The following is a 14353-nucleotide window of genomic DNA, read 5'->3' on the forward strand; positions in this document are numbered from 1 at the left end:
GATCCGTCCCCGCGTTCGGCCCCAACGGTGCGCCCGCCGCGCCGCATCGCGACCGTGGCGCGGCCCGCAGGCCGCCGTGACATCCGCCTCCATCATCGTGCCGAGCGCCTCGATCCCCGCCGCAAGGCAGAACCGATCAAAGCTCGCCCGCACTTCTGCAAACGCTTCGTCCACAGCCCCAGTCGCCGGCGAACCAGCCGGTGTGATATCTCTCGTCATGGCGTTGCTCTCCTTTGTGGAATCAGCACCCCGAGCCTACCGGCTCAAGGTGGGCAACGCCGACCTCTTCAGAAATTCAACAGAACCCGGGACATCCCCCGTCAAGGCGTCGACGCTGGACCAATAGAGCAGGACTTACTCCGAAATCGCGGGCACGTTCGAGGCAGCCAGCTGCTGCGAGCCGCCATTTTCCACCTTTGGCTAGGTCCGCCCGTGCGCCTTGGCCACGTCACGAGTTTTTCCCTCGACCAACTTTGGCGGGCGCCAGTCCATAGGCAGGTCCTTCGCATCAGATTGGATTCTTGACACTATTGCTGTTTTGTATCATATATGGTACACATGCTTCACTCGGTCTCCCTGCGCTTTTGGAGGTCCTCTGCCGGGCGCGAGCCGGTGCGGGAGTGGCTAAGCGGCTTGCCGCGTGAGGACCAGCGAACCATTGGCCGTGATCTCGCGAAGGTGCAGTTGGGTTGGCCAATCGGCATGCCGGTCTGCCGCCCTCTGGACGGCGGCCTTTGGGAGGTTCGATCCTCTTTAAGCAGCCGGCGCGAGGGGAGGGTCCTGTTTGGGTTTCATGAGGGCGTGCTGATAGCCCTGCATGCCTTCATCAAGAAGACGCTGAAGACGCCAGCGAGAGATCTGTCATTGGCGCGGCGGCGTCTGAAGGAGTTGCGATCATGAGAAAAAGAAACAAGAACCCGCAAGTCGGGTCGAGCTTTGATAGCTGGCTAGAAGAAGCTGGTCTCAAAGAGGAAGTCACGGTTGCGGCGATCAAGTCGGTGATCACACACCAGATCGTAGCCGAGATGAAAAAGAAGCGCCTCACCAAGAAGCGTATGGCGGAATTGATGAGTACGAGCCGGGCGCAACTTGACCGCATTCTCGACCCTGAGAGTGGCAACGCCACTATCGAAAGCCTCCAACGCGCTGCTCGGATCCTTGGACTAGAACTCAAGATGGAGTTGGGTGCAACGGAAAGCACCCGAGTCCAAGCGCCGTCCACCGAGCTTACGGGCGGCTCAGGTTTCACCTACGAGGATACGGTTGTTGCCTATTATCTAGCCGCTCTTCTGCGAGAAGAGCGCGCCGCCGGACAGGATGGAGTGGTGATTTCAGTCGCCGTGCAGCAAGCCGGCCACGACCAACCGATGGACGACATCATTGTTGAATTTAAGGATGCTGCCGAGCCACGGATTCTGGGCTTGCAGGTGAAGCGCCAACTTCGCGTTAGCGCCGCCAACGAAGATTTCAGCAGCATCATGGCGGCATCTCGCGCGACGCGGGCCCTTAGCAGCTTTCAACCCACAAGAGATGCCTATGGCTTCGTGGTTGAGCATGTTGCAGTGGGGCCGATGCGGACCATCGGGCGACTGATCGACTGGGCTAGGGCAAGCCCGACCGGTGAAGACTACGAGCGTCGATTTTTTGAAGGGGGCGCAGCAGCATCCGCAGAGCGCGAACTTCGTAGCGAACTTCAGCCGCTCACGGGTGCAACGACGGTCGACGCCGAGGCCGACTTTTACCGGCACTTCGTTGCTTTGCACGTTGATGGATTAAGCGAGGGTGGACTGCTTCGCGCCGAGATCGTCAATCGGCTGCAAGAACTTGTCGCGGAAAACGAAGACGGCCAAGACATTCTCCTGTTTGACCGTCTGTGCCGAATTGTTCGCGACGGGGCCGGCCAAGCGCGCAAATGGACACGGGCCACGCTGCTGGGTCAATTGCGCGGGGTGGTCCGCCTTCGTATTGCACCAAGCTATGCCCGCGACCTTGATACGCTTCGAGCGTTCTCATCTGAAGGCCTCACTGACGTTCTGGAGACGATCGACGATTTCCACGTCGCTCGTCCTGCTTTGCAAGGCAACATTGCGGAGCGCTTGGCCGAGAACCGGTTGGTAAATATCAGCGGTTTACCCGGATGCGGCAAGTCTGCGGTTCTGAAGCGGTTTGCCACCGATGCAGCGGCGAAGGGACCCATTCTTTTTCTGAAATCGGACCGCCTCATAGGGAATGGCTGGTCAACTTTCGCCTCAACTCTGGGCCTTCAACACACGGCCGCGGAGCTTTTGGCGGAAATTAGCGCGGCTGGAACTCCTATTGTGTTCATCGACGGCATCGACCGCATCCGTCCGGACCAAAAAGGAATCATTTCCGATCTCCTGCGCGTCATCGAGACCGACCCCGGCTTGGCCCACTGGAGGGCGCTCGCCAGCTCGCGCGACCAGGGTCTTGAGGCCTATCGCGCTTGGTTTCCACCAAGCTTTTATCGCGGTAGCGGAATCGGCAACGTGTCCGTCAATCCCTTCTCGGACGACGAAGCCGAAGTCTTGGCAGAGCAAAAGCCTAACCTGCGATCGCTGCTATTTGGCTCGCCGGCTGTCAGGGAAATCGCCAGACGGCCATTCTTTGCCGCGGTCTTGGCCCGGAGCTTGGCCAACACCGACGCATCGCCACAAACAGAAATCGACCTTATTGCAGCTTGGTGGGCGCGGGCAGGGCATGATGCATTGCCGGAGGCCGTGCCACTGCGACAGCGGGCGCTTTTGGATCTCGCAGAAACCGGCGTGGGCAATCTCGGCAAAAGCATCTCAACACGAGCACTTAAAGATGCAACGTTCACGCAGATAGCTTCGCTCAAGGCGGACCTGATTGTCCGAGAACAGGACCACAATGCTTCGTATTCGTTTACGCACGATATTTTCTTCGAGTGGACGTTCTTCCGCCTCCTGATTGAGCTGGGGCCGGAATGGCATCGCGCTTTAATCGCCGCTGGCGAGCCGCCGCTCCTCGGTCGAGTCATTGCCTTGCTTGCGCAGAGCCGGTTGACCACGGCGGGCCAATGGACAGCCGGATACCGGGCCTTAGAGGCCCAGCCCTTGCGGCCGCAATGGCGGCGGGAATGGCTGACTGCGCCGCCCTTCACACCATCTTTCATCAGCGCTCAGGCCGAATTCCACGCCATCGTTAGCGACCAGGATTTTGTGTTGTTGCAGAAGCTACTCGTCTGGTTTCAAGCGCAACACACGGTGCCAAGCCCGATCGTTCTTGGGAGCATCAACAACGCTGTAGAAGGTGTAGACAACATCCGTATCGCCGACCTTTTGGGTTGGCCGTCTGACTTTCAAAGTTGGGGACGTTTGCTCGATTGGCTGCTGCCGCTTGCGCCGACATTGCCGCTCCGTCTTCTCCCGTCTCTGCTCGAACTCTTTGACGTTTGGCAAAACGCGCTTGCCGATCTCCCCAATGCGCGCTCGGCAGCCATTGTCGATCTTTGCCAAAAGTGGCTCATCGAGCTCGAAGTGTCCGAATATTCTGAGCGACCATTCGAGCGAGACGGCAAATGGCGGGAACTCGGAAGTAAGGCGCTCTCGAGCGTTGCAGGCTCGCTCCGCATGGCAATCCTTCGGGCAGCGCGGAGCTACCCGGAACCAGCGCGAGCACTGTTCGAGCGCGCCGTCACGAACGAGCGCATGCGCCGCGCTGCCTACAGCGATCTGATGGGATTCACCCCAATCATGGCGGTGGTTGCGCCCGAGGCGGTTGTCGCGGTCGCCGAAGCCGAACTCATGGAGGAATTGCCGCAAGAAAAGTTTGACCGTCAGCGTCAGGAAGAAAGGGATCGGCGTGCATGGTTGAAAGAATTGCGTGCCATACCGGAGACACAGCGCACGCCCCAGCAGCGCCAGGCGCTTGCGTCGCCACCCTTCTTCCCAATTGGCGCCGACAGGTTCGATTTGGATGACATCGGCATCGATCGCCACCACAACTACTATTTCCCACCATCGGCTCTGCATGAGCCCTTTGCGAGCCTTTTCACCAAAGCGCCGGAGCATGCCCTTCGGCTTGTGCGTGATCTTTCCAACCAGGCGGTGAGGGGTTGGAAACAAATCCATGATCTCAACCGCGGCCAGATGGGCACGCCGCTGCCCGTGAGCATCGCGTTTCCGCGGGGGGAACAACAGTTCTGGGGTGATTGGCACGTCTATAGTTGGTCTCAAGGGCAACTCGCGCCGCAGCCGCTCGAATGCGCTTATCTTGCCTTGAGCTACTGGGCCTTTAAGGAGATCGAGAACGGCCGTTCGGCAAGCGAAGTCATAAGTAGGATCATAGAAGGTAACGATTGCTACGCGACGCTTGGTCTCGCGCTGGTTCTTGCCCTTGAGGTGCTGGAGGTCTCGGACGTCACGCTACCGATCGCATCATGCCAGCGGCTCTGGCATCACGACATGGCCCGTCTGGTGCACGAACCGACCAAGAATATCGATCTGCTTGGCTATGGCTTCTTATCGCGCCTCACCGGCACCAAGCAGCAAGCGAAGGAATATCTGGACCAACGCAAGTGCCGCTCGCGTGATGTACGGCAACTAGCCATGTGCTTCGCTTTGAGCGGAAACGAGACCCTGCGCGAAGCTTTTAGGGCGGCACTTGAGCGTTTCCCGGCCGATCTTCCTTACGAATTTGAAGAGCAGCGGTCCAATCCCGGAGCGACCGAGCACTTCATGGAGAACGCGGAACGATGGTCCGGTCTCGGCGATCGGCGCAACTACCAGCAGTCGCCCGTGAGCGACGATGCCGTGATGATTACCTACGAGCCGCCAACGCCTTTGACGCCTGAGCAGGAACACCGGCTCGCCGAAACGACGACCTATCTGCAGGAGCAAAACGCCCTCGGTTGGGCCACCAAATCACTGTCCGAGAACAAGCCCACGGGAGGATGGACACTGGTCGATGCCATCGCTTTTGCCAAAGCGCGAGACACCGATACCCTGTTCGATGTCCGGCGCGACGTCGGAGGCCATGCGGTCCAGAGCGCCGTATCTGCCATCGCTGCCTGCATCATTCGTTTTGACGCGGCCGCCAGCTCCGACCGGACATGGGCATGGGATATCATGGGCCGGGTAGGCCGCATGGCGGAGCCAGAGCGTTTCTCCGGCTCCCGAATTCCTTGGCATCCCTCACTGCACCTCATCGTCACGCTGGTTCATGACCGGCGCTCCGCCTCGCCACGGACGGATTCTGCCGAACGCCTTCTTGAGCTCACCGCGCATCCGCTCGACGACGTATCGCAACTCGCCTTTCAGGGACTTTTCAGGGACAATGATGAGCATGTCCGTTGGGTTAGCGCTCAGCTTGCCGTAGACTGGTCGCTCTATCGTCGGCCTGTATTTGCGCCGGGCCAGGGACGCGATGACTCTGCAGATCGCACATGGCGCGCAGAAAGCCTCTCCCGCGCACTCGCGCGCCTTGCGGGCGACGCGGAAACCCCTCTATCCGATTTACCGCCAGCGTGGGTCAAGACCTCCCGCCGCGGCTGGGAAGCGGAGTCTGATCAGGAGGGGATCTGGGGTGACCCCGACCCAATGTTTAATGGACAGTTCGCCGCTAAGATATTTTCCCAGTTTCCCATTGAGGCGTGGTGTCAGTTGGACACCTACCGCCCCATGGTGCAGACCGCGCTTATCCAATGGGTGACATGGACCGCCGAACGATTGAGACCATCATGGCGGGATGCAAAGGATCGGCGGGATCGCGAGACCTATCTTCATGAGTGGAGCCGCGCGCTTGGCGATCTGCTGGCGCGCGCGGCGCCATTCTTTGAAGCGGACTGGGTACGCCAGCATTTTCTTGCACCGTTTCTGACCAACGACGATAATTTACTCCGCGTGCTCGCCGAATTTGCCGATAAGACGGTCATACGTCATATAGTGGACGCATCGACCGTACCGGCTAACACCCTTACGCTTCTCGATGACTGCGCCGAGCGCGTTCTGAGCGATCCGATGTTTAACCCGAAAAGTTATCGGGCGGGCGAAGTGCACGGCTACGATATGCCGACGCTTGTTAGTGCGCTCTTGTTTGTCGGAGTGGAGCACGCGCCAGGCGCCGCACGGTTTGCAAACGGAGATTGGTCTGAGTTAAGTCTCGTTATGCCGCTTGTCACGAAACTTGTCTCTGCCGTCGGATGGTCATCCTTCGTTATGCAAAAATTCCTAACGCTTTGCGAGCGTGCTGGGGCTAGCTATCCGCTCTACGACTTCTGCCTCCAAGCGAAAGCCGTTCTGGCATCGCTGGCGAACGCGAAGGCGAGTTGGGCAGGGACAACGCTTCCAGCGCGGACGGCTGGCGTCGTTCAGCGTCTTGCCGACGGCAACTATCCTCTCCGTCTGGAGCAGGCGCAGCAACTCCTCCATGTCCTCGATGCGCTGGTTGATCTCGGCGATCGACGCAGCGCGGCCTTAGAGCAGACCGAAGCATTCAGAAGCGTTCAACTCGCCTCTTGAACTGTAAGGGGCGTCCGGCGTCTCTCAATGGATCTCATGAACATGATCGGCCGCGATCGCGCCCTAGAAACGCGGGCATCTCTCCGAAAAGGCCAGCCGCTGGTGCCTATTTGGGTTTGTTTAGAAGATGCCCGACCTTCTCTTTGACGGAGTCGCGCAGCTTCTCCGTGACGAATGCGGCAACGTCATTAGGGGGGCGTTCGAAGAAATCAGGATCGTCGTCACATGCAATCTTGAGGTCGATCAATAGGGAGCGGGAAACATCTTCGACCAGCTCTTCCCGCAACCTTGCTGTTTTGTCTTTGGCGAAGCGAACGCCATCCGTTCGCTCGCGCCAGTCGTGTTCACCGATGAGTTCAATACCGGCCAACTCCAGCGCTTTCTTGACCGCCCACTCCGAACGAGCGTCGACCTGGCCATTGGTGGCTTCAAGGCGTTTTACGGTTTTGACAGAGATGTTTGCCCTTTCGGCCAGCTCGGCCTGTTCCCAGCCCAATAGCGCTCGACCTGCGCGGACCTGTTCACCTGTAAGTCCGAGCATCTCAGCCTCCCAAAAAGCGAATGGGTGTCACTATAGGGGACATTAGTGTCTTCATCAAGGATATAGGGATCTACTGTGGACAAATTTTTGACATCTCGCGAGTTGGTGGATAAAATTCTTCCACAATTCGGCTCGGGAGGCGGTGCCTGCCGGACATAGGCTTCACCCGCGGTGAAGCGTCCAGGTCGGACGGCAGCGGAAAGAGATATTCATGAGCCTTCTCCCTTCCTGACTGCCCTTGAGGATGTCCGGCGCAAGGATTGGTGGCAGGCGAAAGAGCGGGGACGTGCCGTGACGGAAAACAGTTTCCTCCAGCAGTATGCGGAATTTCGAGATGAAGTCTGGGAGAAAGACCCCTATTACCGCGGCTTCTATGCCGCACTCCAGGAGCTGAATGCTGAGACTGATCGAGGTGTCGCTCTTGTCGCTACATCCTTTCTCGACAAGCTGCTAAAGGACACTCTCGCGGCGTTCTTGATCGACAACGCAAGCGCTAAAGAATTGCAAGCGGGTTTCAACGCACCACTAGGCACGCTCAGCGCGACGATTGCGGCTTGCCACGCGTTAGGTCTCATTAGCGACCACGAAGCTGGGCAAATCACGATTTTGCGGAAAGTGCGCAATGAGTTTGCGCATCAGGTTGAAGTGACGTTCGACAACGGCAGGGTGAATGATCTCTGTAATAACCTTTCGGTTCCTGACCGTGACAAAGACGGGAAGCCGCGCCAGAAGTTTATGACGGCCTCGATGCTAATCCTGATCGCGATGTTGAATAGGCCGCTTCAAGTGGGGCAGAAGCGGTTGACCTTTGCCAACTGGAAAACCACTAAGTAAGTTGACTGTTCGTCTTGTCGCCGACTCGAACGCCATTCTGACAAAAGAAAATTCTGTAACGATCTCAACAAACGAAAGGGCTGTGAATTGTCAGAATCCGCGTTGATAGCGCAACGGAAATTCGAAGACTTCCAAGCTGAATACGAGGGTTCGATTCCCTTCACCCGCTCCAATCATTTCAGGCACTTGGTATTTTCATTCGGACAGGCGGGCTTTTGTCGGCCGATCAGCGTGCCGCATTGACCGGACGGCATCGTCACTTCATTTCGGAAGGCATTCCACGTTGTACGCAATAATGATCTGCGCTGGGTCTCCCTTACCGATGCTTTTGAGGTCTTCCAGACCACTTCTCAGCTTGGCTCCCGCCTCGCTCAAGCTAGCTTCGAGCGTTGCCTTGGCCTTCTTGCACCGCTCTTCATTGGAGAATTCCTGAAACACCACGGTCGGGAGAAGCCTCCATTCCGCGCGATCGCTCGCAGCGGCAGGACTGACCGAGTAGGAGAAGACGTACATCAGCACCCACATCGGCTCCTCCGCACAGCTCTTCGACCGATCGGGCGGTCTGCAAACTTACTGACAGACCAGTACGGGGGTTTTCGCCTGCGTCAGGACCTTGTTCGTCACGCTGCCGATCAGCAGCATGGAAAGTCCGCTGCGTCCGTGCGATGACATCACAATGAGATCGCAGCCTTTGTCCTCGGCTGCCGCGATGATGGCTTGATGAGGTTGCCCGCTCTCCGCTTGAATCGTCTCACAGGAGACCCCGGCCGCCTTGGCTGCATTTGCCGCGCGATCCAACACGCTCTCGGCCTGCTCCTTGCGCAGCTCGGCATATGTTGCGACTGCTTCAAGGAACCGCCCCGACAATTCTGCAAACGGTTCCACAACGAAGATGACAGATACCTTGGCGCCGAGGGATTTCGCCAACGCCAACCCGTGCGTCACCCCGTGCTCCGCCAGCTCAGACCCATCTGTCGGAATGAGAATATGCCGGTACATGCTTCACCTCCCGATTGTCCGGACGTATCGCTGCCCTTCGAAGCCAGGTTGGGCCGACGTTCCGGATACAACCTTGAGATAGATCAATCTATCGGCCCATCGCGCTGCGCGACCCGATGTGCGCAATCGGGGGCAAAGCGGATCAAGACTCGGGGATTGTCCATAACAGCCGAACCCGTTCGACCAGGTATCGAGGCGGAGCGCAACGACCGTCGCGGGTAAACTCTTAACCGGTGTTCCTGACCGCCTCAGCCAGAATGGCGTAAAGCTGCCGTTTGCTGAGTTCCTGAGGCTGCTGTCTCTCTGTCACCTTTCGCGACACCTTCTTTGCCACTGGGTGGTCGCAGGCAGCCGACAATGCCGGCCTCAGCTTCGGGGCCGGCCTTATCTTGGGTCGCGCTGTTGGTGGCTTGTGGCCTCGCTTCAGGCCCGAACGGGTCAGCATGCCGCAGACCGCGTTGCGGCTACACCCGAGACGACGCGCGATCTGCGCCGCGCTCTGTCCTGCGGCCCAGAGTCTTTTGAGCAGTGCTACGTCTTCCGCATCCCAACCCATGGCAGACATTATAGCGCCGACTGCAAGGCTCACGCTAGTCTAGTCTTCGTCCGGCTCGCGCACGACCGCCGGTTCGTCGGCGTCATCCTCCTCTTCCTCCTCTTCGTCCTCCTCGTCTTCATCAGGATCGCGGGGCGGCATCGCGTTGCCCATGAGCACGAGCGACGTCCAGTCGATCGGTGCGGTGGAAAATGTTTCGGAGGTGTGTTGCTTCATGTCGTTGCTCCTCGAAAAATCGCTCCAATGCGACGGCGATCGGGTCGTCTGCATGAGCAAAGGGGCGGCATCCCACGTAACCGGCGGCGTCTACGGGCACCTCATGCCAGAGGAGGCATCACGTTCGATGTTGACCAGAATTTCGCCGGCAATGATTTCGGGATCTCCAAGATCGAGGTCATGCAGGCTTGCTTGAACGAACTCCAGGACCTTGGCGTTCGCCGCGCTGGCGCTTTCGCGGTCCTCGAATATCATCACGGCGACGCCAACGCCGTCGCCCCCATCCAGCACGTAGTAAGATCTGAACCCGGGCGATTGGCGTAGGATCTGTCCGATGCCGCTCTTGGCGCGGCGAGCAGCGTCAGCAACCGAACGAACCCTGGTGTACTTGCGAATGACCATGTACATGAGGCCACCACGCGTCAAAGTTCCTGTCCCCACGCATCAAAGCACATCGGATCCCTGCTGGACTAGGGCCTACTTCCGAGACGGGTCACGAGCGATGGGGCCAGCTCGTGTTCGGGACCGGCCCAATGAGCGATCCTCGCCCCGCAAGCGGGGCGAGGTGCTGAGGCTCAGGAGCCCTCGAACTTGAACGATACGTTGAGCTTGGCGCGATAGGCCTCTATTTTTCCCTTGGCATCCAGTTGCAGATCGAGTTTGACGACCTCTGCAACGCGAAGATCTCGGAGAGATTTTGCAGCTTGCTCGACCGCATTGGCGGCGGCCTTTTCCCAAGAGTCGCTGCTGGTACCGACCAGTTCAATGACCTTGTAGACGCTGTCAGGCATGTCGTTCTCCTGTCCGGTATGAAGCAGGAAGCAGGTGCTTCCTGCCGTCGCGGAATCTAGCATCAGGATATCGGCGCCGATACGGTCTGAGGGGCATCCCCCCCGGAGCCGAAGGGCTAATCGCCTTTGGCGGGGAGAGCGGCTCCTGGCATGGCTCAAGAATGCCCTGCAGGTTGTCCTGACGGAAAAGGCTTGATCCATGTCAAGCTACGCGCCCAGCCGCGCGCCATCATGAGATCACGGTTGGCATGCCTCGAAATTCGGCGCCATGGATCAATGGTCGGGAATAAGGAAGGATGCCGTCAAGCTGCCGATGTGGCTTCGCATCGCAGTAGTCGCGGCCGTGGTTGTCCTTGGCGCAGGTGCAAGCCTGTTCGCGTACCGCTGGTACCTCCGGCCGGTGACGCTTTCGATTGCGGTCGGATCCTTCGACGGCGATGCCCCCAAGATTGTATCGGCGCTTGCAAGCAGGCTTGCGCTGAACAATGCGCCGGTGCGACTAAAGCTGGTTGAGACCTCCGGCCCCATCGAATCCGCGGCGGCCTTTTCATCGGGCAAGACGGACCTTGCCGTCATCCGCGGAGACGTCGGCGACCTGTCGCAGGCGCAAGCCATCGTCGTCCTGGCCCAGGCCGTGGCCCTCCTCGTCGCACCGCCGGGATCGGCGATTACGGACATGGCTGGCCTGAAACGCACGACGGTGGGGGTCGTCGGAGGCGACACCAATGAGAAGATCGTCGCCGTTTTGAGAGCGGCATACGACCTTGATCGCGCCAACGTCGTATTCAAGAACGTTGCGCTCGACCAGGTCCGCCATGCGCTCGAAACCAAGGAGATACGTGCCGTCCTCTTCGTCATGCCACTGAGCGACAAATACCTGTCGCTGGTGCGAGGGCTATTCCCCCAGAATGCAAAGACCGCTCCGATTCTGATCCCGATCGAGAATGCCGGGGCGATTGCTGAGAAGGAGCACGCTTACGAAAGCTTCGACATCCCCAAGGGTACGTTGCGCGGATCCCCTCCCGTTCCCGACGATGATGTGACCACGCTGCAGGTTTCCTTCTACCTGGTCGGCAAGAAGAGCCTCGACAACGACCTGATTGCCGGCTTCACACAAGCCATAACGAGCGCCCGCAGAGACATTTCGGCCGAATTTCCGATTCTTGCGCAGTTCAAGGCGCCCGATACCGACGCCGGCGCCTATCTTCCCGTTCATCCCGGCGCGGCAGAGTTCTACAATGGTAACCAACAAACGTTCCTGGATAAGTGGAGCAACGCGATCTTCCTGACGCCAATGGCGCTTGGCGCACTTGCCACGGTCCTCGCGGCGGCCTGGAAGTTTCTTCGATCCGGCGAGTTCAAGTCGAGCGAGCCGGCGCTGGATTCACTCTATGCCTTGGGACGAAGAATAAGGCACGCCGAAAACGAAACGGAGTTGTCGGAGATCGAAAATCAGATCGACGAGGTGCTGCGCGCGCAACGCAAGAGGGCGGACGAAGAAGAACACGCTCTTGATGCCGCGACCCTCAATGTCGCAGCCCACCGGCTTGAGAACCTGATCCATGATCGCAGGGCGGCGCTCGCCGCTCCAGGCTCCGAAGCGCCGCTCAAAGCAAAGTCGTGAGCGGTAAGAAACCGCACGCGGCGCTTGAGGCGCCGCGTGCGTGTGTTGGTCCGTGCCGGGCTAAGCGCCGCTGCACGATTCGGTCGAGCCCGTTCCGCTCAATCGACCTTGATCGCGGCCTTCTCGATCACGCCCTTCCAACGCGTCGTTTCCGAGGCGATGTAGGCGGAGAATTCCTGCGGGTCCTTCGCGACCGCGATGGCGCCGAGCTCGGCCATCTTTTGCACTGTCTCCGGCTGCTTCATGAAGGCGCGGATTTCGTCCGCGAGCTTGTCGACGATCGGCTTCGGCGTGCCAGCGGGCACCAGGAAGCCGTGCCAGGCCACGGCCTCGAAGCCTGGCAGGAATTCGCTCATCGCCGGCAGCTGCGGATCGAAGGCGGCGCGCTCCGGTGTTGCGGTCGCCAGCATCACGAGATGTCCTTCTTTCGCCTGCGGCAGCAACAGCGGCACGTTGTCGAAGGCAACGTCGATCTGACCGCTCAGCAGGTCAGTCAGCATCTGGCTCGATCCCTTGTAGGGCACGTGAACCATCTGCGTTCCCGTCATCTGCTGGAACAGCTCGCCGGCGAGATGCTGCGAAGTGCCGACTCCGGCCGAACCGAACGAGACCTTGTTCGGATTGGCCTTGAGATAGGCGATCAATTCCGGCACCGACTTCACCTTGAGCTTGGCCGGATTGACGACGAGAACGTTCGGCACGACGCTGATCTGCGCGACCGGGATCAGGTCCTTGTCGGGCCGGTACGACAGCTTCTCGCCATACAGCGTCGGGTTGATCGACAGCGCCGAGGTGCTGGCAAGGCCGATCGTCGCGCCGTCAGGTGCCGCGCGCGCCAGCCGGGTCACGCCCAAAATGCTTCCGGCGCCGCCGACATTCTCGACCACGAACGTGCCGCCCCAGGTCTTCTGCAGATGGGCTGACACCATCCGCGCGAAGATGTCGGCGGTCCCGCCCGCGGAAAACGGCACGATGACCGAGACCGGCTTGCTCGGATAACTCTCCTGCGCCTGCACCGGTGCAATCGCCGTCATCACACATAGCGACACTGCCGCCAGAAAAGCTCTGCGTTTCATCGTCTCTCCCTTGTCTTGATAGTTGGAAAGCTCGTACGCGCCGCCGTTCAGAACGCGGCTTCGTACATGGCAAGGATTTCGTCCTTGCCGAGATCGCGCGGATTGTTGTCGAGCAGGCGGCGAATGGCGTGCGCTTCGTTTGCCATCGTCGCAAGACCCTCGCGTGGCACGCCGAGCGCGGAGAGCCGCATCTCGACGCCGAGGTCCGCGCAATAGCGGTAGGTGGCGTCAAACGCTGCGCGCGGATTGTCGGTTGCCTCCAGCCCGAGCGCCTTCAGCACCTCGCGCGTCTTGTCGCGCACCGCCGGCATGTTGAAGGCAAGGGTATGCGGAAAGATCAGCGCGCAGGCGAGGCCATGGGCGATGTGGTGGCGCGTCCCGAGCGGGTAGGCGACGGCGTGTCCGGCAGTGGTGTTCACCGGACCGAGGCAGAAGCCGCCATAGAGCGAGGCCAGCGACAGACCGGCGCGCGCCTCGCGATCCGAGCCGTCCGCGACGGCGCGGCGGAGATAGCGGCCGACGAGGCGGATGCCTTCGATGGCATAGAGATCGATGGCGGGATGCGCCTTGCGGCTGGTGAACGCCTCGACGCAATGGGCAAGCGCATCGACGCCGGTCGCCGCGGTGACCTGCGGCGGGACGGTCATGGTGAGGTCCGGATCGACCACCGCGAGATCGGCAAGCATGAAGCGGCTTTGCACCGCAAGCTTGTTCTCGGTGGCGGGGTCGGTGACGAGGGCACGGATGCCGCCTTCGCTGCCGGTGCCCGACGTGGTCGGCACCTGCACCAGCAACACTTCGCGGGAAGCGACCTTGTCGGGGCCGACGACGTCGTGGAGCTTCTGCCGGCCGCCTCCGAGCACGGCGACGAGTTTGGCAAGGTCCATGGCACTGCCGCCGCCGAAACCGACCACGAGATCGGGGTTGGCCGTCTTCGCGACCGCCAGCGCCTTCTCCAGATTCGGAATGTCCGGCTCCGGCTTGACTTCACCGAATACGACGACATCTCCGGGCAGGCCGAGCAGGTCGACACGCGCTGCGTTGAAGGCGTCAGCGACGACCAGCGGACGCTTGGCGCCCTTCTCACGCGCGAACTGCGCCACGCGCGCGATTGTTCCAGAGCCGAACGCGACGATCTCGGGCTGGATGAGTTCGATGGGGGCGGCAAGGGTGGTCATGGTGTCTCGTTTCGAAGGTGTGGTGGTGGCTTGGTGCG

The 14353-nt window shown here is 60.0% G+C and carries 13 protein-coding genes and 1 pseudogene; 4 read left to right on the forward strand and 10 right to left on the reverse strand.

Annotated elements, in window-relative coordinates:
• Positions 1 to 219: pseudogene (locus K289_RS48910) on the reverse strand (IS256 family transposase); the annotation flags it as partial.
• 339 nt (positions 220 to 558) lie between these two features.
• On the opposite strand from K289_RS48910, the gene K289_RS0125170 reads away from it, so the two are divergent.
• Complete coding sequence (locus K289_RS0125170; RefSeq protein ID WP_156918179.1) at positions 559 to 900, forward strand: type II toxin-antitoxin system RelE/ParE family toxin; 342 nt, start codon at positions 559 to 561, stop codon at positions 898 to 900.
• The gene (locus tag K289_RS0125175; RefSeq protein WP_198024759.1) at positions 897 to 6500 is read left to right on the forward strand and encodes an AAA family ATPase; all 5604 of its coding nucleotides are present in this window, start codon (positions 897 to 899) and stop codon (positions 6498 to 6500) included. Before K289_RS0125170 ends, K289_RS0125175 begins: the two co-directional genes overlap by 4 nt.
• Before the next feature lie 106 nt (positions 6501 to 6606).
• Here the strand turns inward: K289_RS0125175 and K289_RS51705 are convergent, their stop codons facing one another.
• Complete coding sequence (locus K289_RS51705; protein ID WP_051310763.1) at positions 6607 to 7041, reverse strand: helix-turn-helix transcriptional regulator; 435 nt, start codon at positions 7039 to 7041, stop codon at positions 6607 to 6609.
• 171 nt (positions 7042 to 7212) lie between these two features.
• On the opposite strand from K289_RS51705, the gene K289_RS45005 reads away from it, so the two are divergent.
• A complete protein-coding gene (locus K289_RS45005; protein WP_156918180.1) occupies positions 7213 to 7875 on the forward strand; it encodes a transcriptional regulator in 663 nt (220 codons plus the stop codon).
• Between the two features lie 261 nt (positions 7876 to 8136).
• Here K289_RS45005 and K289_RS0125190 read toward each other — a convergent pair whose 3' ends face one another.
• The 6 genes from K289_RS0125190 to K289_RS0125215 all read right to left on the reverse strand — a co-directional run bounded on the left by K289_RS0125190 (position 8137) and on the right by K289_RS0125215 (position 10437).
• Positions 8137 to 8400 carry a hypothetical protein gene (locus K289_RS0125190; RefSeq protein WP_027554089.1) on the reverse strand — a complete coding sequence of 88 codons (264 nt, stop codon included), beginning with the start codon at positions 8398 to 8400 and terminating at the stop codon, positions 8137 to 8139.
• 45 nt (positions 8401 to 8445) lie between these two features.
• The gene (locus tag K289_RS0125195; protein WP_027554090.1) at positions 8446 to 8874 is read right to left on the reverse strand and encodes a universal stress protein; all 429 of its coding nucleotides are present in this window, start codon (positions 8872 to 8874) and stop codon (positions 8446 to 8448) included.
• A 226-nt stretch (positions 8875 to 9100) separates the two neighbouring features.
• Entirely contained in the window at positions 9101 to 9439 is a 339-nt protein-coding gene (locus K289_RS0125200; protein WP_371260852.1) for a GcrA family cell cycle regulator, read from the reverse strand.
• Between the two features lie 30 nt (positions 9440 to 9469).
• Positions 9470 to 9646, reverse strand: coding sequence for a hypothetical protein (locus tag K289_RS51710; RefSeq protein ID WP_198024760.1), 177 nt, complete (start codon positions 9644 to 9646; stop codon positions 9470 to 9472).
• 90 nt (positions 9647 to 9736) lie between these two features.
• Complete coding sequence (locus K289_RS0125210; RefSeq protein ID WP_027554092.1) at positions 9737 to 10054, reverse strand: hypothetical protein; 318 nt, start codon at positions 10052 to 10054, stop codon at positions 9737 to 9739.
• 167 nt (positions 10055 to 10221) lie between these two features.
• Positions 10222 to 10437, reverse strand: coding sequence for a dodecin family protein (locus K289_RS0125215; RefSeq protein WP_027554093.1), 216 nt, complete (start codon positions 10435 to 10437; stop codon positions 10222 to 10224).
• Between the two features lie 268 nt (positions 10438 to 10705).
• Between K289_RS0125215 and K289_RS0125220 the strand changes: the two genes are divergently transcribed.
• Positions 10706 to 12061, forward strand: a complete 1356-nt coding sequence (locus K289_RS0125220; RefSeq protein ID WP_027554094.1) for a TAXI family TRAP transporter solute-binding subunit — start codon at positions 10706 to 10708, stop codon at positions 12059 to 12061.
• 98 nt (positions 12062 to 12159) lie between these two features.
• Here the strand turns inward: K289_RS0125220 and K289_RS0125225 are convergent, their stop codons facing one another.
• On the reverse strand, positions 12160 to 13137 hold the full coding sequence (locus K289_RS0125225; protein WP_027554095.1) for a tripartite tricarboxylate transporter substrate binding protein: 978 nt from the start codon (positions 13135 to 13137) through the stop codon (positions 12160 to 12162).
• A gap of 47 nt (positions 13138 to 13184) precedes the next feature.
• Positions 13185 to 14315 (reverse strand): iron-containing alcohol dehydrogenase, encoded by a 1131-nt coding sequence (locus K289_RS0125230; protein ID WP_027554096.1) that lies wholly within the window; start codon positions 14313 to 14315, stop codon positions 13185 to 13187.
• Between the last annotated feature and the right edge of the window lie 38 nt (positions 14316 to 14353).

The organism is Bradyrhizobium sp. Cp5.3 (assembly GCF_000426265.1).
In the GTDB taxonomy this organism is placed as follows: Bacteria; Pseudomonadota; Alphaproteobacteria; order Rhizobiales; family Xanthobacteraceae; genus Bradyrhizobium; species Bradyrhizobium neotropicale.

Coding starts and splice junctions, on each gene's coding strand:
- K289_RS0125230 (WP_027554096.1), bottom strand. CDS start 14,315: ATGACCACCCTTGCCGCCCCCATCGAACTCATCCAGCCCGAGATCGTC.
- K289_RS0125200 (WP_371260852.1), bottom strand. CDS start 9,439: ATGTCTGCCATGGGTTGGGATGCGGAAGACGTAGCACTGCTCAAAAGA.
- K289_RS51705 (WP_051310763.1), bottom strand. CDS start 7,041: ATGCTCGGACTTACAGGTGAACAGGTCCGCGCAGGTCGAGCGCTATTG.
- K289_RS0125195 (WP_027554090.1), bottom strand. CDS start 8,874: ATGTACCGGCATATTCTCATTCCGACAGATGGGTCTGAGCTGGCGGAG.
- K289_RS0125170 (WP_156918179.1), top strand. CDS start 559: ATGCTTCACTCGGTCTCCCTGCGCTTTTGGAGGTCCTCTGCCGGGCGC.
- K289_RS0125220 (WP_027554094.1), top strand. CDS start 10,706: ATGGATCAATGGTCGGGAATAAGGAAGGATGCCGTCAAGCTGCCGATG.
- K289_RS51710 (WP_198024760.1), bottom strand. CDS start 9,646: ATGAAGCAACACACCTCCGAAACATTTTCCACCGCACCGATCGACTGG.
- K289_RS0125215 (WP_027554093.1), bottom strand. CDS start 10,437: ATGCCTGACAGCGTCTACAAGGTCATTGAACTGGTCGGTACCAGCAGC.
- K289_RS0125225 (WP_027554095.1), bottom strand. CDS start 13,137: ATGAAACGCAGAGCTTTTCTGGCGGCAGTGTCGCTATGTGTGATGACG.
- K289_RS0125175 (WP_198024759.1), top strand. CDS start 897: ATGAGAAAAAGAAACAAGAACCCGCAAGTCGGGTCGAGCTTTGATAGC.
- K289_RS0125210 (WP_027554092.1), bottom strand. CDS start 10,054: ATGTACATGGTCATTCGCAAGTACACCAGGGTTCGTTCGGTTGCTGAC.
- K289_RS0125190 (WP_027554089.1), bottom strand. CDS start 8,400: ATGTGGGTGCTGATGTACGTCTTCTCCTACTCGGTCAGTCCTGCCGCT.